The organism is Streptomyces sp. WI03-4A (assembly GCF_033792105.1).
Taxonomy (GTDB): domain Bacteria; phylum Actinomycetota; class Actinomycetes; order Streptomycetales; family Streptomycetaceae; genus Streptomyces; species Streptomyces collinus_A.
This window is the reverse complement of record NZ_JARAUO010000004.1, coordinates 71,099-97,658: the sequence shown is the minus strand read 5'-3', so window position 1 is coordinate 97,658 and position 26,560 is coordinate 71,099. Positions and strand designations below refer to the sequence as shown.

25 protein-coding genes and 2 pseudogenes are annotated in these 26,560 nt (G+C 68.0%); 13 read left to right on the top strand and 14 right to left on the bottom strand.

From position 1 onward, the window contains the following. Positions 1-389 precede the first annotated feature (389 nt). The 4 genes from PV343_RS06905 to PV343_RS06890 form a co-directional block, all read right to left on the bottom strand. Entirely contained in the window at positions 390-719 is a 330-nt protein-coding gene (locus tag PV343_RS06905) for a hypothetical protein (RefSeq protein ID WP_319145872.1), read from the bottom strand. Positions 720-1,098: 379 nt separating this feature from the next. After that, a complete protein-coding gene (locus PV343_RS06900) occupies positions 1,099-1,359 on the bottom strand; it encodes a cold-shock protein (protein ID WP_319145871.1) in 261 nt (86 codons plus the stop codon). Positions 1,360-1,971: 612 nt separating this feature from the next. Further along, a complete protein-coding gene (locus PV343_RS06895; RefSeq protein ID WP_319145870.1) occupies positions 1,972-2,133 on the bottom strand; it encodes a hypothetical protein in 162 nt (53 codons plus the stop codon). 39 nt (positions 2,134-2,172) lie between these two features. Beyond that, positions 2,173-2,565 (bottom strand): hypothetical protein, encoded by a 393-nt coding sequence (locus tag PV343_RS06890; RefSeq protein WP_319145869.1) that lies wholly within the window; start codon positions 2,563-2,565, stop codon positions 2,173-2,175. A 42-nt stretch (positions 2,566-2,607) separates the two neighbouring features. On the opposite strand from PV343_RS06890, the gene PV343_RS06885 reads away from it, so the two are divergent. Continuing rightward, a complete protein-coding gene (locus PV343_RS06885) occupies positions 2,608-3,054 on the top strand; it encodes a hypothetical protein (protein ID WP_319145868.1) in 447 nt (148 codons plus the stop codon). Here the strand turns inward: PV343_RS06885 and PV343_RS06880 are convergent. From PV343_RS06880 to PV343_RS06870, 3 genes are all read right to left on the bottom strand, one after another. After that, a complete protein-coding gene (locus tag PV343_RS06880; RefSeq protein ID WP_319145867.1) occupies positions 3,039-3,245 on the bottom strand; it encodes a hypothetical protein in 207 nt (68 codons plus the stop codon). The genes PV343_RS06885 and PV343_RS06880 overlap by 16 nt on opposite strands. 270 nt (positions 3,246-3,515) lie before the next feature. Next, positions 3,516-4,361: a hypothetical protein gene (locus tag PV343_RS06875; protein WP_319145866.1), complete on the bottom strand. Its 846-nt coding sequence runs from the start codon at positions 4,359-4,361 to the stop codon at positions 3,516-3,518. 332 nt (positions 4,362-4,693) lie between these two features. Continuing rightward, a complete protein-coding gene (locus PV343_RS06870; protein ID WP_319145865.1) occupies positions 4,694-5,308 on the bottom strand; it encodes a type III effector protein in 615 nt (204 codons plus the stop codon). Positions 5,309-5,471: 163 nt separating this feature from the next. Here PV343_RS06870 and PV343_RS06865 point away from each other — a divergent pair, with 163 nt between their 5' ends. The 3 genes from PV343_RS06865 (at position 5,472) to PV343_RS06855 (ending at position 6,936) form a co-directional block, all read left to right on the top strand. Beyond that, on the top strand, positions 5,472-5,903 hold the full coding sequence (locus tag PV343_RS06865) for an Hsp20/alpha crystallin family protein (protein WP_319145864.1): 432 nt from the start codon (positions 5,472-5,474) through the stop codon (positions 5,901-5,903). A 96-nt stretch (positions 5,904-5,999) separates the two neighbouring features. Then, the gene (locus PV343_RS06860) at positions 6,000-6,395 is read left to right on the top strand and encodes a DUF2267 domain-containing protein (protein ID WP_319145863.1); all 396 of its coding nucleotides are present in this window, start codon (positions 6,000-6,002) and stop codon (positions 6,393-6,395) included. 163 nt (positions 6,396-6,558) lie between these two features. Then, a complete protein-coding gene (locus PV343_RS06855) occupies positions 6,559-6,936 on the top strand; it encodes a DUF2267 domain-containing protein (RefSeq protein ID WP_388239053.1) in 378 nt (125 codons plus the stop codon). A gap of 217 nt (positions 6,937-7,153) precedes the next feature. Here PV343_RS06855 and PV343_RS06850 read toward each other — a convergent pair. Continuing rightward, positions 7,154-7,337 (bottom strand): annotated as a pseudogene (locus tag PV343_RS06850) (IS5/IS1182 family transposase); the annotation flags it as partial. A gap of 166 nt (positions 7,338-7,503) precedes the next feature. Between PV343_RS06850 and PV343_RS06845 the strand changes: the two are divergent. From PV343_RS06845 to PV343_RS06830, 4 genes are all read left to right on the top strand, one after another. Continuing rightward, on the top strand, positions 7,504-7,893 hold the full coding sequence (locus PV343_RS06845) for a CU044_2847 family protein (RefSeq protein WP_319145862.1): 390 nt from the start codon (positions 7,504-7,506) through the stop codon (positions 7,891-7,893). Then, positions 7,890-12,131, top strand: a complete 4,242-nt coding sequence (locus PV343_RS06840; RefSeq protein ID WP_319145861.1) for a trypsin-like peptidase domain-containing protein — start codon at positions 7,890-7,892, stop codon at positions 12,129-12,131. Before PV343_RS06845 ends, PV343_RS06840 begins: the two co-directional genes overlap by 4 nt. A 455-nt stretch (positions 12,132-12,586) precedes the next feature. After that, a complete protein-coding gene (locus tag PV343_RS06835; protein ID WP_319145860.1) occupies positions 12,587-13,129 on the top strand; it encodes a hypothetical protein in 543 nt (180 codons plus the stop codon). 120 nt (positions 13,130-13,249) lie between these two features. Further along, positions 13,250-14,476 (top strand): S1 family peptidase, encoded by a 1,227-nt coding sequence (locus PV343_RS06830; RefSeq protein WP_319145859.1) that lies wholly within the window; start codon positions 13,250-13,252, stop codon positions 14,474-14,476. 599 nt (positions 14,477-15,075) lie between these two features. On the opposite strand, the gene PV343_RS40335 is transcribed toward PV343_RS06830, so the two are convergent. Beyond that, on the bottom strand, positions 15,076-15,333 hold the full coding sequence (locus tag PV343_RS40335) for a hypothetical protein (protein WP_415923460.1): 258 nt from the start codon (positions 15,331-15,333) through the stop codon (positions 15,076-15,078). Between the two features lie 49 nt (positions 15,334-15,382). On the opposite strand from PV343_RS40335, the gene PV343_RS06820 reads away from it, so the two are divergent. Both PV343_RS06820 and PV343_RS06815 read left to right on the top strand, forming a co-directional pair. Further along, positions 15,383-17,155: an MOSC and FAD-binding oxidoreductase domain-containing protein gene (locus PV343_RS06820; RefSeq protein ID WP_319145858.1), complete on the top strand. Its 1,773-nt coding sequence runs from the start codon at positions 15,383-15,385 to the stop codon at positions 17,153-17,155. A 47-nt stretch (positions 17,156-17,202) separates the two neighbouring features. After that, positions 17,203-18,699 (top strand): NAD(P)/FAD-dependent oxidoreductase, encoded by a 1,497-nt coding sequence (locus tag PV343_RS06815; protein WP_319145857.1) that lies wholly within the window; start codon positions 17,203-17,205, stop codon positions 18,697-18,699. Between the two features lie 13 nt (positions 18,700-18,712). On the opposite strand, the gene PV343_RS06810 is transcribed toward PV343_RS06815, so the two are convergent. Together PV343_RS06810 and PV343_RS06805 are read right to left on the bottom strand one after the other, a co-directional pair. After that, positions 18,713-19,009 carry a helix-turn-helix domain-containing protein gene (locus tag PV343_RS06810; protein ID WP_319145856.1) on the bottom strand — a complete coding sequence of 99 codons (297 nt, stop codon included), beginning with the start codon at positions 19,007-19,009 and terminating at the stop codon, positions 18,713-18,715. A gap of 221 nt (positions 19,010-19,230) precedes the next feature. Further along, positions 19,231-19,410 (bottom strand): DUF6480 family protein, encoded by a 180-nt coding sequence (locus PV343_RS06805; RefSeq protein ID WP_319145855.1) that lies wholly within the window; start codon positions 19,408-19,410, stop codon positions 19,231-19,233. Positions 19,411-20,053: 643 nt separating this feature from the next. Here PV343_RS06805 and PV343_RS06800 point away from each other — a divergent pair. Further along, on the top strand, positions 20,054-20,263 hold the full coding sequence (locus PV343_RS06800; protein ID WP_319145854.1) for a hypothetical protein: 210 nt from the start codon (positions 20,054-20,056) through the stop codon (positions 20,261-20,263). 676 nt (positions 20,264-20,939) lie between these two features. Here the strand turns inward: PV343_RS06800 and PV343_RS06795 are convergent. Continuing rightward, positions 20,940-21,248 carry a hypothetical protein gene (locus tag PV343_RS06795; protein ID WP_319145853.1) on the bottom strand — a complete coding sequence of 103 codons (309 nt, stop codon included), beginning with the start codon at positions 21,246-21,248 and terminating at the stop codon, positions 20,940-20,942. A gap of 1,412 nt (positions 21,249-22,660) precedes the next feature. On the opposite strand from PV343_RS06795, the gene PV343_RS06790 reads away from it, so the two are divergent. Beyond that, positions 22,661-23,596: a DUF389 domain-containing protein gene (locus tag PV343_RS06790; protein ID WP_319145852.1), complete on the top strand. Its 936-nt coding sequence runs from the start codon at positions 22,661-22,663 to the stop codon at positions 23,594-23,596. Positions 23,597-23,952: 356 nt separating this feature from the next. Here PV343_RS06790 and PV343_RS40330 read toward each other — a convergent pair whose 3' ends face one another. Continuing rightward, positions 23,953-24,087: an ANTAR domain-containing protein gene (locus tag PV343_RS40330; RefSeq protein WP_415923465.1), complete on the bottom strand. Its 135-nt coding sequence runs from the start codon at positions 24,085-24,087 to the stop codon at positions 23,953-23,955. A gap of 425 nt (positions 24,088-24,512) precedes the next feature. Between PV343_RS40330 and PV343_RS06785 the strand changes: the two are divergent. After that, positions 24,513-25,633 (top strand): annotated as a pseudogene (locus PV343_RS06785) (IS630 family transposase). 21 nt (positions 25,634-25,654) lie between these two features. Here the strand turns inward: PV343_RS06785 and pyrF are convergent. After that, positions 25,655-26,350: an orotidine-5'-phosphate decarboxylase gene (gene pyrF, locus PV343_RS06780; RefSeq protein ID WP_319145851.1), complete on the bottom strand. Its 696-nt coding sequence runs from the start codon at positions 26,348-26,350 to the stop codon at positions 25,655-25,657. Positions 26,351-26,560: the final 210 nt, after the last annotated feature.

Genomic DNA, 26,560 nt, shown 5'->3' with positions numbered 1-26,560 from the left:
GCCGTTTCCGGTCGCCGGTGGGAAAAGGGGGAAGGTCAGGCGGCGGCAACCGGCGAGCTGGTCGCTCGCGCGGTCGCGATGGTGCTGGTGCCGGTGACGTTCATAACGGTGACGGTAGCGTCCCGCATCCCTCGGGGCACGCGAATATCCGCCGCCCCAGATGCACCGACCCCATGGCGGCGGCTGCGGGTAGGCAGATGCCTGGACATCCGCCCGCCCCCGGTCATGTTCCCGTGCGGCGGTCGTACGCAGGCGTGGTCAGCGCCTGCGACGTGCACGTGGCCCCCCGGCAGCGTTCGGCCAGGCACCAACTCGACCCTAGGTACCTTCGACCACCCACGCCCCGCAGTTGACGTGGCCGCACACAGGCTGATCGAGCAGTTCGGGAATCAGCGAGCGGTTTTCCCGGGTTCGCGCCAGGCCGAGTGGAACAGCCGGTCGCGCCAGGCCGCCCACAGCGATTGCCGGTAACCGGGGAAGACGTCCTCGCGTCGCACCACCTGCCGGGCGGTCCTTCTGAACACACGCGAGTAGGACACTCGTCGCGGCAGGTCAAGCCAAACCACGGTGTCGGCTTGAGCCCAGACGAGATCGGCGAGCTGCCTGAAGTGGCTACCCGCGATGACCCGACGCTCGGCAGCAACCACCTTCTGCGTCCGCGCACGGAACACATCGAGGTCGACACCACTCCAACCTGGCCCCCGGAACAGCAAGTCCAAATCTGTGACCGGTGTCTGCAGGACCGTCCCCAGGGTCCTGCCCAACGTGGTCTTGCCGGACCCGGCAGCCCCCCACCACCACTATTCGCCTGATCATCTGGTTCAGGGTGCCAACCCCCGGAGGTCAAATCAATGCCCTCAGCAGATCACACGTGAGTCCAGATTGCCGGATGCTTGTTGACGGAGGTGGTCACCGCCATAGGCGTTCCACCCCCGATGACGGGCCATGATGAGGAGGAGTGTCAGCGGTGTTGGAGACCTACCTGCCGCTTTCGGAGTGCGATCCATACCCGCCCCTGGCGCCGTCGTCCGGTCCGGTGTTCGTGTGGGGGAGCTGACTTCTGCCGCCGTCCGGGCTCGTCGATGTCAGCCATGGATGTCAGACAGGGCGGGGAACGATGCTCACCGCCCGGTAGTCGTACCCGTCCTGCTTGAAGCCGGGCGCTTCCCAGACGAGATCGACCTGTTGCCCTGGTGACAGCGTGCGAAAGCCGGGCGCCTGAATGTCGGCGTAGTGGCCGAAGCACCCTCCGGGAGTCTCGGGCGAGTCGAGGACACCCCAGCCCTCTTCGTCCCTCCACTCACGCACCGTCGCAGTCACGGCTGCGGCGACCTTACGAGCCCCTCTGCGGCGACTCATCGGCCCGGCCCCGCGGGTGACCGGCCCCAGTTCGGAAGCTCCAGGGCTCGCCGCTGCACGTCGTACGGGGCCTTTCGATGCCAGACCCGTCGCCACTCCCGGGCAAGAAACACGCCGACCACGAGAAACAGGACCGACCCGGGCCAAGTGACGTGGGGCACCTCCATGAACGTGGAGATCGGGGCGGCCACCCAACCGCAAGACACCAAGGCGAGCACTACGACGCGCCCCGCTCGCCCAGGGAACCTGGACACATCCGCCATACCGTCGTCCTCCATGCCTTGCTTTGTGGTTGCGAGCGGCAGTGTACGCGCGGTCAATGGAACGGCAGTGGGCTTCGTGCGAGAGCCGCGCGGCCCGGCTACGCACGGCTCATCCGAGATGCGGTGCTGATCACGGCATGCGAGGTTGATTACGGGAATCCCGGATTCGGCCGGGGCTCGGGTACTGCGGACGGCCGCTGCCTTCGGCAGGGGTCCGCGAGCCGATCATCGCGGACGCCCCGTCATGAGCCGCCACGGACCGTTCTCGTGGGCATTGTTCGCTGGCGACTGCCACCCCCGCTGGATTCTGACCGAAAGGGCATGGGAGCAGCACGTCGTCGGGCAGTCGCTAAACGCCTAGCAGCACGGCGAGCAGCACCAGGGCGGCCGCCGAGAAGACTCGCGGCTTTCTCCAGCCCGGTCCCGAAGCCTGGCGGTTCGTCTCCCACAGGAACACCAGACCGCCGCCCAGGCCCAGCACGCTCCGCAGCATGAAAACGAGGGTGTTCACTGGGCGCCTCCCGGAGCCTTCGAACGGCAGACGCTCATGTCAGCCAACCGAGATCGTGCAGTCTTTGGAAGGGATGCCAGCGAGTTCACACGCAGCCGCATCTTCCTGGCTCTCGGATGGGTGTTGCTGGAGATACGCCGCTGTCGCGCGGGTCCCGGCGTCGAAGCAGGTCGGATTCTGTCCCACGATCATGCTGAGGATCCTCAACCGTGCCGTGGCGATCTCGTACTGCTTTAGGGTGTCTCCCCCTTGGTTGATCCGCTGCTGCTGCTTCCGGAACTGGCTGGCCCGCGCCTCGAAGTCCTGGTTCGTCTGCTCGCACCTGGTCGACCGTTCGGATGCGCCGTTGTGCTGGGTCGCCCCGACGGCATATCCGCCCAGGGCGACTGTGATTGCTCCTGCGCTGACCAGCGCGATCATCGAACGCTTCATGGCCGGGGATGGTATACACCCAGGTGAGGCCACTCGTCACGGGTGTCCGCCAACCCGCGGTCGACGACGGTGAGAGGTTGGCTCCGTTGCGCGCTTCTAGATCTGCCGTTTGGGTGCCCCTGCGGCGCCTGTGCGATCATCGAGGCCGGTGTTGCAGAAGGCGAAGGCGGCAGCGGCTTCGTCATGCTGTTCATGTGCGACGGTAAGGAGCCGGACGACCAGGAGGTGTCCCTCGGGATGGACACTCATTGCCTGGTCACGGCCAGTCAGGGCACGGCGTACGGATGCGTGCGAGCGGCGGTGTTGAGCGGGAACGTCCTGCGAGTCTCCCTGGAGCCTTCGGCACTGCCGGCCCTGGGCTTGGAGGACACAGAGGTCGGAGCGGTGCTGGAAGCGCCAGCCGAGGACATTGCCAGGTTCCGTGAGGTCCTGCCCCGGGTGCTGGCTTACGGTCGGGAGGATGCACGTCCAGATCACGTCGAGGTCTGATGACCTGTGCCGACAGCGAGTCGCCGGTAGCAGATGAGAGCGGAAGCGATACCGGCGAAGGCGAGGAAGCGCTCGGCCTTGCGTTCGTAGCGGCGGTTTCCCAACCCCTCGACCTCCGCACGGTGACCCTCTGCCGGCCGCCCGAGCATGGTGAGCAGACCAATGAAACAGGGCGCCACCCTGATCGGCATGATGTTGTGGCTGGCCGCCGGCATCGCCCAGCCGGCCGCAGCGTCGGCGCGTAGGGGCCACCCGACGGCGGAGCCCCGTGTCCGCTCGCGCCTGTCAGCCCGGGCTCCACGATCGACGACCTGTGAGCCGGGAGGCGGGGCCGCGCCCAGTGGACCAAGGGCGCCACCGAGGTGCCCTGTCACCAGCGAAGGCGGCGCCGGGGACGGCGAAGACCCCGCCGGAGCGGGGTCTTCACTGTGCGGTCCGACGCGGTGACCGCGGCACGGGTCTTAGGTCACGTCGACGTAGTCGCCGGAGGAGTTGCTGGCACCGGTGGTTGTGTTGCCGCTGTACCTCCAGCGCCAGGTGCCGTCCTGGGAGGCTGTCACGCTGGTTTTCAGGTAGCCGGTACTGCTGGCGGTGACCGTCTTGACCGTAGAGTAGCTGCTGGAACCGGCGGGCTTGAACTGCAGTTTCACCAGCCGGTCACCGTAGTTGTCGTAGCGGTGCCGGCTCCAGTTGGCGCGCTGCACGGTGCCGGTGACGGTGATCGGCTTGCCCTTCGCGACGGGTTCCGGGGACGCGTTCGTGTTCTGGATGCGCGAGGCGCGCTGGAGGCGGACTGTCGCGGAGAGCAGGTCGGTGTCGTAACCGCCGTTCTTCTTGATGGCTGTTCCGAGGGTCTTCCACGCCGCGGCGTCACTGTTGACGAGATGGTTGCCGTTACCGCCCGGCATGCCGTCCGGGTCGATGGTCATCGTCTCGTCGCAGTCGCGGAAGGTGTAGCCCCCCGCGGAGGATGTTCCGCAGCCCCACTGAGTCGTGGAGATCGCGAGCAGGTACCTGGTGGACCCGTTGGTGCGGTACGCCTCGACCCACCAGTCGTCGAGTGACACGCTGCTCTTGACCGTGTAGGTCAGCGGAGCCTCGACTTCGGCACTGAGGCCGACGACTATGGGCTTACCGTCGTTGAGAACGACGTTCGAGAACGAGATGTCGCCTTCGGCCGCGTGTGCCGCCGGAGCCGTGAGCCCCACGCCCACCAGCGCCATGCCCCCGGCCACCAACGAGGCAGCCGCCCGCCGCACGGTCGCCGGCAATCTCCGCTGCGCAGCAGCAGACTTTGCAGTGATCAATCCCCACCCCTGAGTCGAGTATCTGATCGGCGGATCGACTGCCGCCGCCGGAACTCTAGATCATCCAGGGGCTCTACCCGGCACCGCTCCGCACCCGATGTGGCTTTCGCTCATGGCGCGTCGCCAGGCGCGTTCGCTGCCGTCGTGCTTGCGCGCGAGCTGGGCGGCGAGGCCGCGCTGGTACCCGCCGGCTCGCCTGAGTTCTGCGAGGGCGGTGACCACGGCAGCATCCCGGCGGTCGCGTTGAGCGCGGCTGCCGCCTTGCTGGTTGCCCCAGCCATATCCGGGGGAGCCCCCCGCTCCTGGCGTCGGCACACCGGCCTCGTGGGGCGTCAGTCGGGATGTTTCGCGGCCACGGCGGATGTCGTGAGGGTGTCGAGTCGGGCGGCGAGGTCGGGGTGGGCAGTGAGGTGTGACCGTGTGGCCCTGAGGGGTGGGAGGAGAGCGGTCGGGTCGTCCTGGCCGAGGGCTTGGTCGAGCTGGCGCAGGGGCTGACGGGCACCAGCGGGAAGGTCGGTGAGTGCGGTGATCTGGCCCGCGAGGCGGCGCAGGTCGGCGGCGTTGCGGCGGGCCCAGGCGCTGGTGCCGCGCTGGGCTGCGCGGCGTTCGCGGGTGGCTTGTACGCGCTGCTCTCCGGTGCTGCCCGCTGCGCCGGGCCTACCGCGCAGATATCGGCGTTCGGCGGCCTGTCGGCCGGCGACGCCGAGGGGGTGGGCGAGGTCGGCCCATCTTGCGCCGGCATCACGGGCGGTTTCGATCAGGCTGGTCTCCCAGCCGGCGAGCTCCTCGCGAACCTGCCGCAGCAGCAGCAAGGACGCCAGCGCCCGCTCCGGTCCGATGCGGGCCGTGTCGGTGGGTGCGGCTTGCTCTTGGGCGGCCTGCAGGGCGTCGTCGATGGCCTCTAGGGCTGCCGAAGCCGCGATGAAGGACGCCCGGGCTCGGGACATCATCCCCCGCGGTGAGCGCGTTCGGTCGGTCGACTGTCACCAAGGGCCCCTCATGTCATCGCATGGACGACCTCTTTCTTGTCATCCAATGGATGACATGTTACAACGGGTTCTGTGAGGCGCATTGGCAGCTTCTGCCTGAACCTGCTGGAGGTGTTTTCCGATGTTGATGCGCACTGACCCCTTCCGTGAGCTGGACCGGCTGGCCCAGCAGCTGATGGGCCCGGGTACCTGGTCGCGGCCGTCGGCCATGCCGATGGACGCCTACCGCGAGGGCGACACCTACGTGGTGGCCTTCGATCTCCCCGGCGTGAGCGCGGAGGCGATCGACATCGACGTCGAACGCAACATGCTGACCGTCAGGGCTGAGCGCCGACCGATGGCTAAGGCCGACGACGTGCAGATGGAACTGTCCGAGCGGCCCCTGGGCGTCTTCTCCCGCCAGATCGTGCTCGCGGACACCCTCGACACCGAGCGCATCCAGGCCGACTACGACGCCGGCGTGCTCACCCTGCGCATCCCGATCACCGAGCGTGCCAAGCCCCGCAAGATCTCCATCGGCGAAGGATCGGACCGCAACGAGATCTCCGGCTGAGCCGGAGACGCCAAGCCGAGCACCGGTAGAGGGCGGGGCACCCTCCCCTTCTCCCGTCCTCCGCCTCAAAAGGCGAAAGAAGAGGTGGCAGCCGACGTGACCTTGCGAATGGAAGCCTTCCTCGACCGGGTCAAGGAACGCGGTGAGTACACCAACCAACAAGAGGCGGACCGTGCGGCCCGCGTCGTCCTCGCGCTGCTGGGCGCGCACCTGGTGGGCGAGGTGCGCGCCCAGCTGGCGGCGGGCCTGCCGGACGGCTTCGCCCTGATCCTCCTCAACCCGCTCCAGGCGACGGAACCCCTCTCACCGGAGCGGTTCGTCAGGGCGACAGCAGCATGGATCGAAGGAGCCACCGAGCAGACCGCTGCCTGGGACGTCAGCGCCGTTCTCAGCACGGTCGCCGACGCGGCCGACGACGAGTTGATGGCGCAGATCCTGCTCCAACTCCCCGCCGGCTACGACCTCCTCTTCGGCCGTCCACAACCCGACTGACCACTTCCACTGGCGGGGCCCGCCGATCCGCCGGCATACCGGGGTGCCCACGCACCCGGAGCGGATCGCGGGCATCCGCGACAACAACAGAAAGGCATTAACGGCAGTGACGTCCGATCTGCGTGCACCGCTGCAGCACCTCCGCACCGGCACGTACGACGAGATGCTCCAGAAGGTCCGCTACGAAGGCGCCTACCCCACCCGCGAAAGAGCCGAGGAAGCCGTCCACCTCGTCCTCGCGGGTCTCGGGCGCCAGCTGACGGGCGACGAACGCGTGGAGCTCGCCGCCCGCCTCCCCTTCGAGGCCGCCCGCATCCTCACGGCGCAGATTCCAGACGGTCAGCTGACCGGCTGGGCCTTCGTCAAGGACCTCGCCGCACGCGCGGAGGCCTCACTGGCCACCACCCGCTGGGACACCGGATCCGTCCTCGCCGCCGTGGCCGCCTTCGCCGGCCCCGACCTCCTCGCCCGCATCTTGCAGCAACTCCCGGCCGGCTACGCCCTTCTCTTCGGCCAGGCCGAACTCACCCCAGCCACCTGACGACCGCCGATTCCGCTGTGCCGCCGAACACGGACTGTACGGGTGAGGCGTGCTCACCGGGCCCGCTGATCAGCCAGCGACCTCTAGTGGTGGCCGGCAACGCTCTCAAATCGGGCAGCGAGTCGAGCAGGATCCGACGCAGGTCTCCGCGGAGCACCTCGGGGCCTTCGAGCGCCGCACGCACCAGCGCGGGTTCACCTCCCCGCGATACGGCCCCGTGAGCCGCGACAAGCAGCACCCGGTTCTCCAGCGGCATCGGCAGGGGTTCACGGCCGGCCCCGACTGGGTACGTCCTCGTCCTGGCGCCGCAGGTGGCGCATCAACTTGGCGTACACACGCGGGCTCAGCCCGGTGATCGAGGCTATCCAGGACGACTCCGACGCCGTGATCACACATGGCATCGCAAGATCATCTCAGCAGTGGGCCGGCAGTCACGGGACAGCGCTTGCAAAACCGTGGTCGCCTGTTTTCGCTGCGTGACGGGTGGCCGCCCCATAGGATGCGACCCGGCGGCCACCACGACGTCGGGCGTTGGGTCGCTATTGCCGGGCACGGGGAGGGCGGCGCATGGAACATTCTTTGGAAGTCCCGCTCAGCAATGGTCAGATCATGTACGTGGAGGTGACCTCGCAGGATGACTGGGACACCATCGGGCCCGTCAGCCGTCGATCGGACGGAGTCGCAGCGCTTCCCGAACGGCTGTCGGAGGGACTGGACCGGATCCGTTCCTTCTCCGACGAGGTGCTGACCCGGCTTCGCTCCGGCAGCCGCCCGCCGGACTTGGTCCAAGTGCAGTTCGGGGTGAAGCTGTCGGCCAAGACAGGTGTGATCGTCGCCGAGTCGAACGGTGAGGCTCATCTGGCGGTGACACTCCAGTGGCAGCGTTCCTCCCCCGATATCGCGGACGAGCCCGCTGGTGAGCCTGCGCCGGACGCAGAGCCCGAGCCGACGGGATGACAAGCGAGGACGTCGTCCGCAGGCGCGAGTCGACGGACGCGTTACGTCCCGCGCTGGTACGCATCTTGGATCGAGTCGATAAGAGACCGGTCGGTTTTGGGCTTCTCGCGAGCCGCACGAAGATCGTCACGTGCGCGCATGTGGTGGCTACCGCGCTGCGTGAACCGCAGACATTGATTGAACCGCCTAAGCGGCCAGTCCTGCTCGACTTCCCCTTGATCTCGCCCGGCGAGCACTGCACCGCCCAGGTCGACGTCTGGGTGCCCATGCAAGGAAGCGGAAAAGGAGACGTGGTCGGCCTCCTCCTCGAGGGCTTCTTGCCCGACGGAGCGGCGCCACACGTCCTTGCCCAGGATGACGCCGTCGGCGACCATCCGGTATCTGTCTACGGCTACCAATGGCAATTGAAGGGTGCAGCCGGCTGGGTTTCCGCCACCATTGACGGATCCGCGACCGATGAGTGGCTCCACATTGGTATGTCCGAGCGCATCGACAAACTGTGGATCCAGGAAGGGTTCAGCGGTTCCCCTGTTTGGGACGCCGTCACGGGCCGTGTGATCGGGCTGGTCAACCGGGCCGCGCGCCCGGAGACGTGGTATGCGAACGCCATCACGGGCAAAGCGATCCTCGCTTGTTGGCCGGCCCTTCGAGCCGAATATCAACGGGCCTGCCCCTACCGGGAGTTCCGACCGTTCACAACGGACGACAGCGCTGTTTTCTTCGGCCGAAAGGAACTGGCCGAGAGGATTGCGCACGTCGCCGCCCGTAGTGAGATCACCGTGATCACGGGAACGTCGGGCGCCGGCAAGACTTCCCTGCTCCAGGCCGCCGTCCTACCCCGCCTCGCCGCGGACGACAGGACGGCCGTAGTCAGTATCCGCCCCCACCTGCACGAAACTCTGTGGCACGCCCTCGCCGACGCGGTGCTGGACCGCACTCCCACGCCTGCCGGAAGTCGGCCCACCCTGCGGAACGCCCTCGTCCACGAGTTGTCCGACCTGGAGCCCGCGGCTCGGGCGCGCACGGTCCTCAGCCGATTGGGTCGAGAGCGTCTGATCCTCGTGGCAGATCAATTCGAGGCGCTGCTCGGCCGCGCCGGGGTAGGCAAGGCCGACCAGGAAAGAGCGGTACAAGTCACTTCTCTGCTCCATCGACTCGCCACCGGGGCCAATCTGGGCGGAGACGGCACCCCGGCCGCCCGAGTCATCGTGGTGGTGACCGACGATCTGCTTCAGGACGTGCTGGAACTGCCCGGTTGGCGGGAGGCCGCAGAGATCGTCCGGGTGGGTCCCTTGCAGGGAGAGCATCTGCGTGCCGCGGTCGAGGGCCCACTTCACGATGGTTTCGTCCGCTTCCAAGATGGACTTCTCGACCGGATCCTGCACGATTTCGGGCAGCAGCGACTTACCCTTCCCGATCTTCAGGCGATGCTGACCCGCCTCTGGGAGGGGCAGTCCGACGACGGCTGGTTGCGCGCGGCGCATTACAACGAACTGAACCTGCCGGACGGTTGGCAGACCGCCCGGGTCGAGCTGATCTGGGCTCGCCTGACCCGGGGCGAGCGAGACGCGGCGCGACGTCTACTGCTGCACTTGGTGGAACCTGCCGGGCGGCGGGATGGTGCCTATCTGCGCCATTTCGCCTCTCGAGCCGATCTCGACGAACGGGACTGGCAAGCTGCCAGGATGCTCGCACACGAGCAGAACCGGCTTGTTGTAGTGAGCGCGGGGCCGCATGGCACGGGCATGGCCGAGTTGGCTCATGATTCGCTGCTGGCTAACTGGCCGTCGGCACGCGAGCACCTGCAGGCCCACCGCGACCTGGTCCAGTGGCGCTCCGACCTCAGACGGGAACGGGCCGCGTGGGATGCCCACGGCCTCCTGCCCCGTGGTGCGGCGCTCAGGAGGCACAGAAAGGCCCGACAGAACTACGAGCCCTATATGTCTGGGGCAGAAGAGAAGTTCATCGCCACAGCGGTCAGAAGGCAGCGCAAAAGGATCGGTTCGTGGTTGGCGTGGGCCTTCTGCATGGCGGCTGTCGTGGGCCTGGTCGTGTTCCTCCTACTCCAGGAGGCAGCGGATCAGCGTGACGCCAAAGACGCCCTCAAGATCGCCGAATTGAGCAGCGACCTCGCCGACGTCGACCCGATCATCTCCCAGCAACTCGCGGTCGCCGCTTGGCGGATGCAGCCCACGGAGCCCAGAACCCGGGAGGCATTGCTGCGGGCGGCCGCCGACCGGGGTCGAGGCATCCTCCGCGCCGGCCGTTACGGAGTGTCGGCGCTCGCCTTTTCACCGGACAGCGACACGCTCGTGACCGGCGGGAACGACAACCGGATCCGGTTCTGGGGGCTGGCGGGCCGGCGGATCACCGGACCACAGCTCTCGTACGACCGGTCCAGCCCGAATGTCCTGGCCGTCAGTTCGGACGGCCGTCTACTGGCGTCGGGTGACGACGAGGGCACAGTGCGCCTCTGGGACACGGAGAACCGCGTCCAAGTCGGCGAGACCCTGATCGTGCCTTGGCCCTCCCCGGCCCGCCCCATACCCGACGGTCACCGGTACGTCCTCTCCCTGGCCTTTGGCGCGCACGACCGCAGTCTGGTCGCTGTCTCCTCCGACGGCATGCTCGTCCAGTGGGAGCTGCGCAAGGCCCCGTCCGTCACCTCGTACCGGGATCTGGGTGAACTGCATGGACCAGTGGCGTTTACCCGTGACGGACGGCTTCTGGCTGTGGCCGACGCCCACGGCGGAACCCAGCTGTGGGACACGCACACGGGCCGTCCCAAGGCCAGACTGCCCGCCGCTGGACGGAAGCGGGCCCAACTGCTCGCCTTCAGCCCTGACGGCCACCGCCTCGCCGTCGTCCGGGGAGGCCGCGAGAACCCCCGGGTGGAACTCTGGGACGTCACCACGCTCCGGCTCTCGGGTCAACTGCTCACCCGGCACTCCGATGTCGTCACCGCGCTGGCCTTCAGCCCCGACGGTGCCGTCGTGGCCACCGGATCCAGGGACCACCGGGTGGAACTCCTCGATGCCGATGGCACCGGGCTGCCGATCAGCGAGTCTTTGAGCGGGCATGTCGGAGGCATCAACAGCCTCGCCTTCTCGTCCGATGGCCGGACCCTCGCCTCGGCGTCCGACGACGGCACCGTACGCCTGTGGGACCCTGTGGCACTGCGCCCGCGCGGAGCGCCCATGGACGACGGAACGGGGCAACTGTTGTCGGCCGCCTTCAGCCCTGACGGAAAAGTACTGGCCAGCACGGGTGCGTCGACCTCGGTGCGACTGTGGGACCCGCGCACAGGCCGGGCCTTCCACTCCCCGCTGACCGGCAGGATGGGTAAGAACTTCTCCGTCACCTTCAGCCGGGACGGCTCGACGCTCGCAGCCACCGGCGACGTGGGACCGGCCTGGCTGTGGGACACCAAAACCTGGCAGCCAACCGGTCCGCCGCTGGAAGGTGCGATCGGCGCGGTCGCCTTCAGCCCGGACGGAAGGCTGCTGGCCACCGGGGACATCACCCTCAACCAGTTCGATGTCCAGGGCGACGTACGGCTCTACGACACCGCGACGCACCGTCGACTTCCACCGCTCCTGCCGGCCCGGCGCCCCGACGGAAGTACCTACCCACTCGGCCACCACGGCAGCGTCCACGCACTCGCCTTCTCTCCCGACGGCAAGTTCCTCGCATCGGGAGCCGGGTTCGGCGAGATCCAACTGTGGGACATGGCCCGACGCCGCGCCGTCGGGAAGCCGATGACCGACAACTCCGGTGACGTTACTTCGCTGTCTTTCAGTCCGGACGGCAGGACGCTGGTCAGCGGCGCAACCGACGGCACGGTACGACTGTGGAATGTGCACACCCGTCGCCAAGATGCCAAGCCCCTGACCGGGCCCAACACCGCGATCGATGCTGTGGTCTACAACCCGAAAGGAGGATTCGTGGCTAGCGGCGGCGACGACGGCCGCGTCCGACTGTGGGACGTCGGCACGGGACACCAGATCAGCGACCCGTTGCTCAGCGAAGGGGGTGTCGCCGTACACGCCCTGACGTTCAACCGCGATGGAACGCTGCTGGCAGGCGGCGGCTCCCGGTTGCGCGTGTGGGATGTATCCGCACTGACCGACCCAGCACAGACCATCTGCGCCCGGTACGACGAACCGCTGTCTCGCGACACCTGGCGCGACAAGCTGCCGGACGTCGCCTACCGCACCGGGTGCACGTACGACGAGTGAGGTACTGGGCCGCCCGATACGATCATCTCCGCCGAGAAGCTGACTTCCGAAGACGGTCTGGGGGGCGGCTGGGGAACGTCAACCGACGCCACGCGAGATGGGGCCCTGACGGGCTCTGCGGGGGTGCGCGGGTGGTCGGACCTTGCTCCATGCGGCCAGCCGCCGCCATCAGGTCACGTCTGAACCGGGGCTCGACTCCGGACAAGTGACATTCCAACGGGGTTCCGTGTGTAAGAGTAGCGAGACCCCCCAGTGCCTGACGGCTGGGTACGCGTGGCCGACTCTCCACCTGCTTCGGGTTGGCTTGACGGACCCTGGCTATGAGCCGGGTATCCCCGTACACCCCCTTCCGTGCTCCCGCACGCCGTTGTCGCGGCCGACGCGGAACCGCCACAGTCGATTACGGCGCGCCTTCCTGGACGCCGCCGTCCGTCGACAGCAAAGGAAGGTGGCGCATGACGCGCTTTCATCTCCCGTCCCGACGACGCTTCCTCCTGGCGGCACTCCTGCTCACCGCCGCGACCCTCACCGGCGTGAGCGTCCAGGCGCCGCCAGCCCATGCCCTGCAACTCCAACGCCTGCGTAGCTGGTGGAGCCAGGACCGCGGTGACAACTTCGCCACCGGGACGCCCGACCAGGAGGCCAGCGCCCGGTCAGCCGGTTACCGTGAACTGCGCACCGAGGCATGGCTGTGGCCGGGCCCCGGCGACAACACGTACGTGGAGCTCTACCTCTTCTGGGATCCCGTCCGACAGGACAACTTCAGCACCGCCACTCGAGAAGGAGTCGACTCCGCGATAAGCGCCGGATACCAGTACATCGGCGTCCAAGGGTGGGTCAGGGGCACCTATGCGCCCGGGACCCAGGCCCTCTACCAGTACTGGAGCGCCGAACGAGGGGACAACTTCCTCACCGCCACGCCCGCCGGCATCCGCGACGCGAACGCGGCCGGCTACAAGTACGTCCGTGTCGAGGGTTATGTCTACCCCTATCCGTGACCGCGTAGGTGGGGGAGGGGGGACGTACCGAACGCGAGACGAGCTTCTTCCGGCGGCCCTTCGCCCGTCCCCTTCCTGCGTCTTCCTGTCCTCGCACCGGCACCTTCTCATTGGAGACCCATGGGGAAGCCTTTCCGGCACTCGCATTCCATCCGGTCCGCACTCGCCCTACTGCTCGCCGGCCTCGTCGTGCTGCCGCAGGCATCGGCATCGGCCGAGCCAACCCCGGAGCCGAAGGCCCACAAGGTCGCTGCGGCGCCGATCGCTGAACTCAGCCGCGACCTGGGCCTCGACCGAGCAGGTGTCGAGCGCCTGCTGGCAGACGAGGAGGCCGCGGCGGCCATCCAGCGGAGGCTCGTTCCGCGGCTCGGCTCCTCGTACGGCGGGGCGTGGTTCGACCGTGGAACCAGGAGGCTCACGGTCGCCCTTACGGATTCGGCACTGGCACCGCTCGTCGAGGAGGCGGGCGCGCGGGCGAAGGTGGTGAAGCGCAACCGCGCGAAGCTCGTCGCCGTGCAGACAGAGCTGGACGACCTGTCGCGCCGTGACCCCCGTGCGGCCGCCGGCCTCGCGGGTTGGCGGGTCGACGAGCCGACCAACACCGTGGTCGTCAGGGCAATCGAGGGTCGCCCGGCCGGTGCGGTGCTGAAGGCCGCACGGACTCACGGCGCGGCAGTGCACGTGGAGAACGTCGGCGACGACCTGCCCCGTCTCACCTCCGCATACCTGGACGGTGGAGAGACGATGATCATGCCGAACCTCAGCACCTGCTCGGTGGGGTTCAACGCCCGCATGTACACCAACAGCCCCGTCATGATCACTGCAGGCCACTGCGCCGACGGCGGCGGTCCCGTCGTCGGCTTCAACGGCCGACAGATCGGGCCCTGGTGGTTCGCCGACCGCACCTACGACTGGGGCATCACCGCGGTCGACACGGCTCAATGGCAGCAGGGGCCGTGGATCTCGCGTCACACGCCGGACGACAGCGTCTACCTGGTGCACGGCTCATTTCAGGCGCCCCTCGGCACCAGCGTGTGCAAGTCGGGCATCACGACGAAGGTGACGTGCGGAATCATCCGAGGGCGCAATGAGACGGTTCCTCTGGACAACGGCAAGATCCTCTATGGCATGACGCGCAACACCTCCTGCCAGGAGCCGGGCGACTCCGGCGGCCCGTACTTCTCAGGCGGACAAGCGCAGGGCGTTGCGACAGCGGCGACGACCCGGAGGGACAACGACCACTCACCCTGGCTGTGTCTGTCCAAGTACGGTCTGGAGAACGTCAGCTGGTACCAGGAGATCAACTACATCCTCGGATACACCGGCGCACGCCTGATCGTCGACTAGGGTCCGTCTTCATCAACGTGCCATCGACGTCGCACAGGACTCACTTCATGCGGCCCGGCCGCGCAGGTTCATTGGACACCCGTCGATCATGCCAGGCTGCCTACAGGCGGTTGCGGGCCGCCTTTGGAGTGGTTTCCGCCTCTGGGATGCGCGCGCCGGCGCCGAGCAGGATGCCGTGGCCGTCGGCGATGTGAGGAGCCAGTCCGTCCCGTGCGATGAGCCGGGGTTGAAGTGGCCGGCGTCGTCCAGGACAGCTACCAGTGGCCTCGCTGTCCTGGGTCACGCCGGACGAGGATGAGGACGGCATGCCGTTGGGATCAGGCCTAGGAGTGGAGCATGTTGCGCAGCCGGGCCATGCCGACGGCTGTCTCGAGGTCGTGCCCGACGACGTCCACGCCAATTTGTGACGGATGGCTGTGGTCCTCACTGTGGAAGAGCACGGTTCACCGGCTGGACGTCGCCGACGCCTGCCGGCCGAGGGATGCCCGGAACCCGAACGGGAGCGATTGGCATGCATGGATCTCCCCGGCGTCACATCCGGATCTAACGTTAAGCAGTTAATCATCACTCAGGGTGACCACTGGAGGTCACCGTCTTCCCTACCCCACCACCGGACCGCAGAGCCGGCGCTGTTCCGGGGCTACCCGACGACCATCGAGGGGTACCCGCAGCTCCATGAGTACTTCCGCACCAGTCAGGTGCCACTTCTGGCCGTCTGGGGCGACCGCGACGAAATCTTCGGGCCGGACGGAGCTCGCGCCTTCTCGCAACATCTTCTCGAGGCCGAAGTCCATCTGCTCCCAGCCGGTCATTTCGCCCTTGAAACGCACCTGGGCGCCATAAGCGGTTACATCCACGGATTCCTCGGCCGAGTGACCGGCTGAGGGCGTACGAGGAGGGTGAGCGGTGGCCACCTTGATCTCAGTGAACGTGGGGACACCGAAAGACGTCTCCTGGCACGGCAGGACCGTGTACACCGGGGTGTACAAGCAGCCCGTGTCCGGGCCGCGGATGGTGAGGCGGCTGAACATCGACGGAGACGGTCAGGGTGACCTGGGCGGACACGGCGGGGAAATGCGGGCCGTGCTGGTCTACCAGCTCGACTCGTACCACTTCTGGTCCGAGAAGCTGGGCCGGGGCGACCTGACGCCGGGCAGCTTCGGGGAGAACTTCACGGTCGACGGGCTTCCCGACGACGAAGTGTGCATCGGCGACCGGTACCGGGTCGGCGGAGCCCTTCTGGAGGTCTCGCAGCCGCGGGTGACCTGCTACCGGGTCGGCATGCGCTTGAAGGAGCCGCAGATGGCGGCGCTGCTGGTGGCCCACCATCGGCCCGGCTTCTACCTGCGTGTCATCGAGGAGGGTGAGGTGGAGGCCGGGCAGGAGATCGTCAAGGTCTCCACCGGCCCGGAAGCCATGACCGTCGCAGAGATCGATTCTCTCCTCTACCTCTCCGGTCACACGCCGGACCAGGTACGCCGTGCCCTGCGCATACCCGCTCTCAGTCCGGGGTGGCAGGGCTCGATGCGCGACCTGCTCGAACAAGCCGACAAAGGCTCGACCGCGTCGTCCGGCAGCGCGGCCCTCACCGTCGCGGCCGGCGTCCCACCCCCGGCATGGCGCGGCTTCCGTCCTCTGACGGTCACAGACGTCCGCCCCGAGAGCGAGAACGTCATCTCCCTGAGTCTGGCCGCTGCTGACGGATCTGCCCTGCCCGCCGCGCTGCCGGGACAGTTCTTGACCGTGAAAATGCGCACGGCCGAAGGCGGGACGACGTTGATCCGCAGCTACTCGCTGTCGGGCCGGCCCGGCACGGGCACCTACCGAATCAGCGTGAAGGTGGAACCACACGGCCTGGCGAGCACCTACGTGCGCGCGCACGTCCGGCCCGGGGACAGCCTGGAGTTCGCCGCGCCGCGCGGCACCTTCTACCTGCCCAGTGGTGACACACCGGTCGTGCTGGTGTCCGCCGGCATCGGGGCGACTCCCGTGCTGGCCATGCTGCACTCACTGGCGGACGCCTCATCCGGCAGACAGGTGTGGTGGCTGCACGCCGCCCGCAACGGCCGTGAGCATGCCTTCGCCCAGGAGGCCCATGACCTGGTCGCACTCCTGGCCGACGCACGGTCCGTCGTCTACTACAGCAGACCCGACCCTGCCGACGAGCGCGGCAAGGACTACTCGGAAGTGGGCCGCATCTCCGGCGAGCGGATCCTTGGTCTGGGCCTGCCCACCGATGCGGACGCCTACGTCTGCGGGCCGGCGGCCTTCATGGACGGCATGACCGACGCGCTGGTCAAGGCCGGCCTGCGGCCGTCCCGCGTGCACACCGAAAACTTCAGCGGCGGCCCCTCCCTGACCCCAGGGATCAAGGGCACGTCCGCGGTGAGGGCGCCGCACCAGCCGGAAGGCGCCCCGGGCGCCGGTCCCTCCGTCTCCTTCGCGCGCAGCGGACTGACCGTCGCCTGGAACGATGACCAGGGCTCTTTGCTGGAACTCGCGGAAGCGTGCGACGTCCCGGTGCAGTGGTCGTGTCGCACCGGCGTCTGCCACACCTGCGAGCTCGCCATGATGTCCGGGGCGGTCGACTATGCCCCGGACCCGGTCGAGCCACCGGCCGAGGGCAACATCCTCATCTGCTGCAGCAGACCCGCGCAGGACGTCGTCCTGGATCTATGACACCTGCCTGCCCCGCAGGCGGACCTTCTCGGCGGAAGGACAATCGAATGTCTCCCAGGACGGCAGCGGTGGACCCGGATCGGTCGGAGTGGGACGTGATCGTCCTCGGCGGCGCCGCGGCGGGTGAGAACGCCGCACAGTACGCAAGCCAGTTCTCCGACCTGTCCTCGGTGCTCGTGGAGGACCGCCTGCTCGGCGGTGAATGCTCGTACTGGGCCTGCATGCCCAGCAAGGCCCTGCTTCGGCCGGCCGAGGTGGTCGACGCCGCCGCCCACCTGCCCGGCGTCTCGGCACGGCTGGATCCCGCCGGAGTGTTCGCCCGACGAGACCGCGTGATCAACGGACTGGACGACACGTCCCAGGTGGAATGGGCCCTGAGCACCGGAATCGACGTGGTGCGCGGCTATGGACGACTGGCCGGTGAGCGCCTGGTCGTGGTGAGCCGCCCCGACGGTTCGACCAGAACGCTGACGGCCCGGCACGCGGTGGTCATCGACACCGGTTCCTGTCCGGCCGCACCGGACGTGCCGGGGCTGCGCGCAGCGCTTCCCTGGACCTCTCGGGATGTGACCACGATGAGCGAAGTGCCGCACCGGGTGGTCATCCTCGGTGGGGGCGTGGTGGCTTGCGAGGCGGCCACCTGGCTCCACGCCCTGGGGGCCGAGGTCACGGTCGTCCATCGCGGCGAGCGGCTGCTGGCCCGCAACGAGCCGTTCGCGGGGACGCTCGTGGCCGAGGAACTGCGGGGCGCGGGGGTCCGTCTGCTCCCAGGGCAGAGCATGGCCCAGGTGAAGCGGTCGGACCCCCGTGACACGGGCGAGGGGCGGGTGCACGGGGGTGAGCTGAGCGTGACGCTGGACGACGGGACGATCATCGTGGCGGACGAGGTCGTCGTCGCCGCCGGGCGCACCCCGAACACCGACGACATCGGCCTGGAAACCGTCGGGCTGCCCCCGGGCGGCTTCCTCGACGTCGACGACCAACAGTGCGTACGGGCGGCGGACGGCACCTGGCTCTACGCCATCGGGGATGTGTGCGGGCGCGCCCTCCTTACGCACATGGGCAAGTATCAGGCGCGGATCGCCGGGGACGCCATCGCGGCCCGCGCCGCCGGCCGCGCCGACCTGCCGTCCGCCGCGGCTGGTCACGTCGGGGCACCGCAGGTCGTCTTCACCACGCCGGAGGTCGGCAGCGCCGGTGCCACCGAGCAGCAGGCGCGCGAGGCAGGTCTGGACGTGGAGACCGTCGAGTACGACCTCGCGGCGCTGGCCGGCACGTACGTCATGCGCTCGGGCTACCGCGGGAGGGCGAAGCTCGTCGTCGACCGCGGTGGCGACGTGGTGGTGGGGGTGACGTTCGTCGGATCCGGCATCGCCGAACTCGTGCACTCGGCGACCACCGCCATCGTGGGCCGCGTCCCCGTGCCCACCCTCTGGCACGTCGTGCCGAGTTACCCCACCGCGAGTGAGATCTGGCTCCGCCTTCTGGAGACGCTGCGCGGGCAGCGCCGCACGTCAGGCGCTGACCGGCGCCACAGCTCGTAGGGTTGGGCCCCGGTCAACACTGGCCGTGCCGGAAACATCCTGCGGGTTGCTCGTGGTGGGGAGTGCTCACTGTGTTCTCGGTGAAGGCCGCCACCAGATCTCGTGTCGATATGTGAGTCTCCGCTGGATGACGGAGGGTGCCGTCAAGGTGGAGGGTGTAACGCGTGCGGCGTCCTTCGCGCTGTCGGCTGAGGTAGCCGGCCGCATCGAGGTCGGCGACGACTCGTTGCGCGGTGCGGTCGGAGATGTGACAGAGAGCTGCCATGTCACGGAGTCTCAGATGGGGTTCCCGGGCGATGGCCAGGAGCACACGGGCGTGGCATGTGAGGAAGGTCCATCCTCCAGTCGTCCGGGGCACCTTACGTCCTCTTTCTGTCTGTCGACTTTTGAGGCACTTCCCCTCCGCACCCGGGGCCGGATGCGGGCCTGCCCAGGAACAGAGGCCGACTGCGGACGCTGGCCGCACTGGGCGAATCGCTTCCGGTTACTGTTCGTGCCCCGCACGGAACGACTCCCCTTCGGTCCGCCGGCTCACAGGTCGACCATGCGCATCGCGAAGAACGCAGCGATGATCAGACAGCCCAGTACGATCAAGGTCAGCCAGATCCCGGGGTGTTCCCACACCCCGCCGTCCGGTCGTTCTGGATGGGCCTCTGCGATCGATCCTTCGACCGGGGGTGTTTCTTCGGGAGGGCGCAGGGACTCGGTCATCGTTCCATCTCCAGGGTTGAGACGATGGGAGGCTCGGCTCATCAGGAGCGGAGCCCGTGATTCGGCGAGAGGCACCTCCCCGACGTGAGCTGCTGTGGTGGGCCAGTGAGATGCGGTTGCTGGCGAAAGACGCCTGCCGACACCCTCGCAAGCGTCTACGGCCGCGCTGACCCTCTGCGTCACTTGATCCACCGTCGGCCCGTCGACCCGTCGCACCGCGCGACGCCCCTAGGCCGCGCGGCGCGACGATGCCTGTTCAGCGCCCTCCGTGGCCGCCGCCGTACCCTCCGTTTCCGTGGCCGCCGTAGCCGCCGTGCCCCCCGTTGCCGTGGCCGCCGCCGTAGCCCCCATACCCGTGGCCGCCGCCGTCTCCGTAGCCGCCGTAGCCCCCATGGCCGCCGCAGTCGTCCCAGCTACCCCAGTCACCGCAGCTCCGGCTGTGATGGTTGTCGCTGTGAGACTCGCTGGCCGAGGCGCTACCTGCCACGCCGATCGAGGCGCCGCCGGCAATGACGATGCAAGCCGCGGTAATGGCATACAGACGCTTCCCACGTTGTGCTCGCATGAGTAAATCCTTCCAACTGCGTTGCTGTGCTGTCCTTTTGACTTCGGCGAGCCCACCGGCATGTCCCACAGTCACCGAATGGAGGCGCGCGTTGATGGGAGCGCGTCAGAAGGGGACGAGATGAAGAACCCGGCCAGCTCCGCCCATGTCTATGGCTTGCTAGTTCAGCTGCGTACCTCTTCGGGTTTCGATGCGCTCATGGATGCAGCCCGGCCCATGCTGCCGTCGAAAGGTGGCTTTCGTTGGGCCGAGACGGGCGGAGCGATCTTCACGCAGGGAGCGTGGTGATAACCGGCCGCAGCAACCGCACAACACGAGTCAGATCGCCGCGGGCACCGAGCTCGTCGAAAACCAGGCGGTGGAGCTGGTCACGACCGTCCTCGGGATGCTGCTGTCATGGTCGGCGGCGTGGCCACCACCACCCCGCCTTCCACCTCGCTGGCTCTCGCCGACTACCCCGGGATCGCGGGCACCGCTTCGTCGCTGCTGGGCATGGCGCGCTTCGCGTTCGGCGGGATCGCTGCCCCGCTCGTCGGCCTCGGCGGCGCCGCGACCGCCCTCCCTCGCGGGCCTGGTCACCCTCGCCTGCGCCGCGCTCGCGTTGTTCGTCCATGCCCTCGCCGTCCGCCCCCGCACCGGCAGCACAGTTAGCACTGCGGGCAAGCGTCTCGTAGGAAGCGCTCGTGTCAGCTCCCGCCCACTGGCCAACTGACGACGGACACCATCCCGAGCAGGACGGCGAAACCTGATCGAAAGCCTCAACGACCGGGACAACGCGACGGGCGCCGGCCGATGGTGTGGCCGGCGCCCGGAGGCCAATGCTTTGAGGTCTGGTCTCATCCTTTTCAGGTCGATCACGGAAGGCCTGAGGGCTGGATGGATCCCAGCCCCAAGACGGTTCACCAACCGCTGAGAGTGGCTCTCGTGCGGTCGTGTTCGCCGCTGTTGGTGTCAGCCGTTGGCGTCAGGTTTGTCGGCGCTGTTCTTGACGGATCAGTTCCCGGGGGCGCGTCTCCCGATGCCGCCAGCCTTGGGCCCGCCAAGTCAGCAGGAGACCAGCCAGCATGAGCAGGCTCTGGCCACGGAAGGGCACCAGCCACGCCATCGTGAGGCTCGCCGCGATCAGCAGCGCCCCAGCACCCCATAGGCGAGGCCGTTTCACCCCCTTGCGCACCCAAGGAAGCGCGATGCGCCCAGTCGTCATGGCCAACACACCGGTCACGCTCAGGAGCAACACCATCACGACAATCATCGCAAGAACGATGGACGACACACGACCCTCCCCGGTGCCCTCTCCCAGGCACTCGCCACGATGATCTCGGCGCTCAACCACGGGGCACAATGCCGGAAACTGCTGCGCTGCGAACGTACTGGCAGGCCGCAGGCACACTCTTGACCCGGACCACCGCTTCAGGAGTGAGATTGGGCGACCATGCCCGTGACCCGCTGATCGCTACCTCGGGCTGAGGCTGGCGAACTCCTCCTGCGAACCATGGTTCCCCGTGAGCCCCCGTCCGTTCTGGCGCGAGAGTGGCACGGCTTTGCCTGGTCACAAGATGATCAAGGCCCTCGGCTGGGTATCTCGGCGCTGAGACAGTTCGGTCATGTACTCACGTCAGGTCTTGGTTGGCATCGCGGTACTCGTCGCACTCAGTGCGTGCGGTGGCCCGACGCAAGAGCCTGGCACCCGGCTTTCGAGCCCATCGGGGGCTGGCACCACGACACCAGAAGCGACTCCTCTGATGGCTCCCAGCACGATCCAAGTGAGGATCAAGCTGGTAGGGGGTCCCGCTGATGGCGAGGTCATGTGGATACCGCTCAGCCGGCTGCGGGAGCCCATCACACCCAAGGGAACCGGGGCGCGCTACATCATGACGGCGGACGTGATCGGGTCGGGCCCCGACGCTGCCCAGGCGTTTCGACTTGATGCCTCTCAGACCTCCGGTAACTGAGGTTGGGGGAGTTTCTGATCAGAGGCGGAGCCATCGGCGTTTGTACGCGTTGGTCGTCGTTGAGCAGCCTGGCTTGGTTGCTGTATTCGCTACAGGTTGATCAGTCTCGGGCGGGCACCTGGACGCCCGTACGTCAGGATGCGCGGCAGCACCTCGCGCATGCGTGCCACGTCGACCGCCGGCGCCCGCAGCAAGGCCTTGCGTCCAACGAGGAAGGGTCCAACGTCACCCGGAGCACATCTCCGTCCAGCAACTCGGCATTTCCCAGATGCACGTCTCCCGCATCATCAACCGCTGCTGCGCGCGCATCCGGGCCGGTCAAATGCCGCGCAGGCGCGCATTCCTCGAGCCGATGCAGGTTCAGCAGCCGGAAGCCGCGACCGAGAAGGGCTCCACGTCGATGTCCCCGTTGTCCGCTCCGTTGGTCGTACACGGACATGGATGTCGTGGAGGGTCAGCGTGTAGGTGCCGTCACCACTCGCTGGAACCGTGGCCGTACGCGGGCGTGCGCCACCGACCGCGCTTGCCGCCGTCAGCCGGCACCCGTCACGCGCGTGGTGCCCGTCACCGGCGAGTTGAACGTGGTCACCGCCGCCGAACTGCGCCCCTGGAGAACATCGCCCCCACCCGCGGCCGGGCCACCCTGATCGTCCGCAAGGGCGCGGACCACAAGGTCCAGCGTCTGAGGCTGCCAAGCTGTGACGTGTACCTGGCGGTCTGTTAGAAAGGCGTCATGCTGCATCTGCGCCTGATCACCCCGGCCGAGAAGACGGACGAGGTGGTGCGGAAGATCGAGAACACGGTCGGCACCGCCCACCTCGTGGTCCTGCCGGGAGCCGCCCGCAATCCCGCCGGAGACCTGGTGCTGTGCGACGTTGCGCGAGAGGCGGGAGACGGACTCCTCGCCTCACTGCGCGAGCTGGAGCTGGACAGGACTGGGTCGATCGCCGTGGAGAACGTCGACCTTTCGCTGTCCCGTCGCGCCGACAAGGCTGAGGAGGAGGCACCGGGCGAGGGCGCCGACGCGGTGCTCTGGGAGGGCCTGACGGACGCGACACACGAGGAGTCGACGTTGTCGGTAACCTACGTCGCGTTCATCACCCTGGCCACGATGATCGCGGCCTGTGGTGTGGTGCTGGACAACGCCATCCTCATCGTGGGCGCGATGGCGGTGGGTCCGGAATTCGGTCCGCTGGCGGGCATCTGCACGGCCCTGGTCCAGCGTCATCCCCGGCTGGCCTGGCGTTCCATCATCGCCTTGCTGGTGGGCTTCGCGGCGGCCATGGCGCTGACGGTCGGATTCAGCCTGTTCATGGACGCCGCCGGACTGTTCCACAAATCCGGCCTGGAGGGCGCGAGGCCCAACACCGCCTTCGTGTACGCCCCCGACGCCTTCTCGTTCATCGTGGCAGTGCTGGCCGGCATCGCCGGCACCCTCTCCCTGACCTCCGCGAAGTCGGGCGCGTTGGTGGGGGTGGCCATCTCGGTGACGACGGTACCGGCCGCCGCCAACGCGGCGGTGGCCCTGGCCTACGGCGACACGAGCCAGACCCTGGGCTCGACCAACCAGCTCCTGCTGAACCTGCTGGGCATCGTCGTCGCAGGAACACTGACGCTGCTGGCCCAGAAGCACTTCTGGAAACAGCGGCGTCAGGTGAACGCGGACTAGCCGCGCGGGGACCGCTGGCCAAGGGCCGGCTGCACGGTGTCGGCGAGCCGCCCGGCCACCGACCGGGCCACCTGCTGAATGGCGACCGCGAGGCAGAGCTACGCCGCGCCCTGGCCGCCTTCAAGGGCGTCCGCACCCATGGCGCTGGTTGCCGTCAGCGCGCAGACCCGGAGAACGCCTGCTGCGCCCGCCAGTCCAGTCCGGTCGGCCAGCACGGAGCCTGTCGGGGCGGAGGGGGGATCGGGCTCGCCCTCCCGGGCGGGTGGAGGGATCAGTTCTCGGGAGTGTCGCGCTCGGCTATGCCTTGAGGGCCTCGTCGAGGGCTTCTTTGAGGGGTGTGGGCAAGGGTTGTGGGCCTAGGTGATGACGGCTTCGGCGTCGGTGTGGAGTTTGGTGTTGGCGAGCCGCGAGGTCACGCGCAGGACGGTGAAGCCGTCGGCGGGGTTGAGCTGGTGCAGGCAGACGAGGACGCCGATGGCTTGATCGGTGATGGCGTGGGAGCGACGGCCTGGCGGAGTCGAGTGACTTCCTCTTCAAGCTGCGTCAGATGTTCGTCGCGGCTCGGCACGGTCGGGTGCCGCTGGCTGTTGCGGGGCTTCGACGAGCGGTCTGGGAAGCCATCTGAGGGGTGCTTGGGCGGTGGGCGGGGGTTCGCTGGGCTACGTCGTACCTGCCCACGCTGCGCCGGGTCATCCCGGGCGGGCGCCATCTGCGCTGGTGTCTGCTCGCTCAAGGGGGCGGGCTGCTCTGGGGCGGGCGGCCTCCGAGGCCGTGGGGGAAAGTCCACAGAGGCCGCCTGCTGTGGCATCGCGGTCACCGGCTAGTGCTGTGACCGAAAACGATCACCGGTTGTTGGTGCCGATCCACACCGCCTCGGTTGGATGTAACGACACGTCCGATCGTCGCGGGGGGCGGGATGGCACAGCCGGTCAGGGTGCGCGGGCTAACCGAGCAGGAGGGGCAGAAGTTGCAGCGGATCGTGCGTCGCGGCAGTACGAGTTCGGTGCGATATCGGCGCGCGATGATGCTGCTGGCCCCGGCGGGCGGGAACCGGGTGCCGGTGATCGCGCAGCAGGTGCAGGCCGATGAGGACACCGTCCGCGATGTGATTCACCGCTTCAACGAGATCGGCCTGGCCTGTCTGGACCCTCGGTGGGCGGGAGGCCGTCCCCGCCTGCTCAGCACTGACGACGAAGACTTCGTCATCCAGACGGCCACCACCCGCCCGACAAAGCTCGGCAAACCCTTCACCGGCTGGTCGATACGCAAACTCACCAACCATCTGCGCCGCAACATGGCACGCCCGATACAGATCGGACGCGAGGCCCTGCGATGCCTGCTGGCCCGCCGCGGAGTGACCTTCCAACGCACAAAGACCTGGAAGGAATCATCCGATGCCGACTTCGACGCCAAGCTCGACCGGATCGAGTACGCCATCAACGAGCGGCCCGACCGGACCTTCGCCTTCGATGAGTTCGGGCCGCTCGGTATCCGTTCGACCACCGGATCGTGCTGGGCTGAGCAGGGCCGCCCCGAGCGGCTGCCGGCCACGTATCACCGCACCCACGGGACCCGCTACTTCCACGGATGCTATTCGGTCGGTGACGACACCCTCTGGGGCGTGGTGCGGCGTCGCAAGGGCATCCGTCCCACCTGGGCCGCCCTGAAGTCGCTCCGCGCGGCCCGTCCGGACGGCGCCCCGATCTACGTGATCCTGGACAACCTGTCCGCCCACAAGAACCGGCGCATCGTGCGCTGGGCGGCGAGGAACAAGGTCGAACTGTGCTGCACGCCGACCAACGCGTCCTGGGCGAACCCGATCGAGGCGCACTTCGGGCTTCTACGTCAGTTCACCCTCGCCAACTCCAACCACCCCAACCACACCGTCCAGACAGGTCAGTTGCACCACTATCTGCGCTGGCGCAACAAGAATGCCCGTCACCCGGATGTGCTGGCCGCCAGCGACGTGAACGCGCCCGCGTCCGCAGTGAGAAAGGCATCCGCTGGGGTGGCCGCCCCCTCGCCACTCCGGCCTGATTCTTCCTGGAGTGTCTCCGGTTACGGTACGAGGTCAGCGCGGATGCGACGAAATGCCGATGCCGGGTCCACGGCGCGTGTGACCGACCGGCCGACGACGACATGTGAGGCCCCGGCCGTGATGGCGGCACGTGGTGTGTCGGGCCGGGCATGCTCGGCCGGGGATTCGCCGGACAACGTGACGCCCGGAGTGACGATCAGGGCATCGGGACCCAGGACGCTCCGCAGCGCGGTGACGTCCAGCGGCGAGGCGATCACCCCGTGACAACCGGCCCTCTGCGCCAGACGGGCCAGCCGCAGCACCTGCCCATCCGTCGCATCGTCGATGCCGATGTCGGCAAGATCCGCGTCGGTCATGCTGGTGACCACGGTCAAGGCAAGAACGCGCAGTCCGGGGAAGTCTCGTGCGGCCTCGACCGCGGCGGACAGGATGCCCCTGCCGCCCATGGCGTGCACGGTCACCATGGACACGCCCAGTGCTCCCGCGGCGCGCACCGCACCAGCAACCGAGTTCGGGATTTCGAAGAGTTTGAGGTCCAAGAAGACCTCCTTGCCCTGCGCTACGAGGCACTCGACGATGTCCGGGCCGACAGCCGTGAGCAGCTCCAGGCCGACCTTGTAGAAACGGCACTCGTCGCCCAGCCGCTTGACGACGGCTTCGGCGGTTGCGCGGTTGTCGCAGTCCAAGGCGACGATGATCTGGCTGGTCGAATCCACAGCGTCATTGTGCCGTCGCCCCACTGCGGGCTGTCACCGGGGGCACCATCCTGAGCCGGTGATCGTTTTCGGTCACAGCACTAGGGAGGCCGTCGGCTAGCTGACGAAGGCGAAGAGCGACGGCACCGGTGTGCTCGGGCCGTGATGGTAACGATCATGCCGGGTGCCGGACACGGTCGCGCGGATCGGGGCACCCCCCGGGCCGAAGTC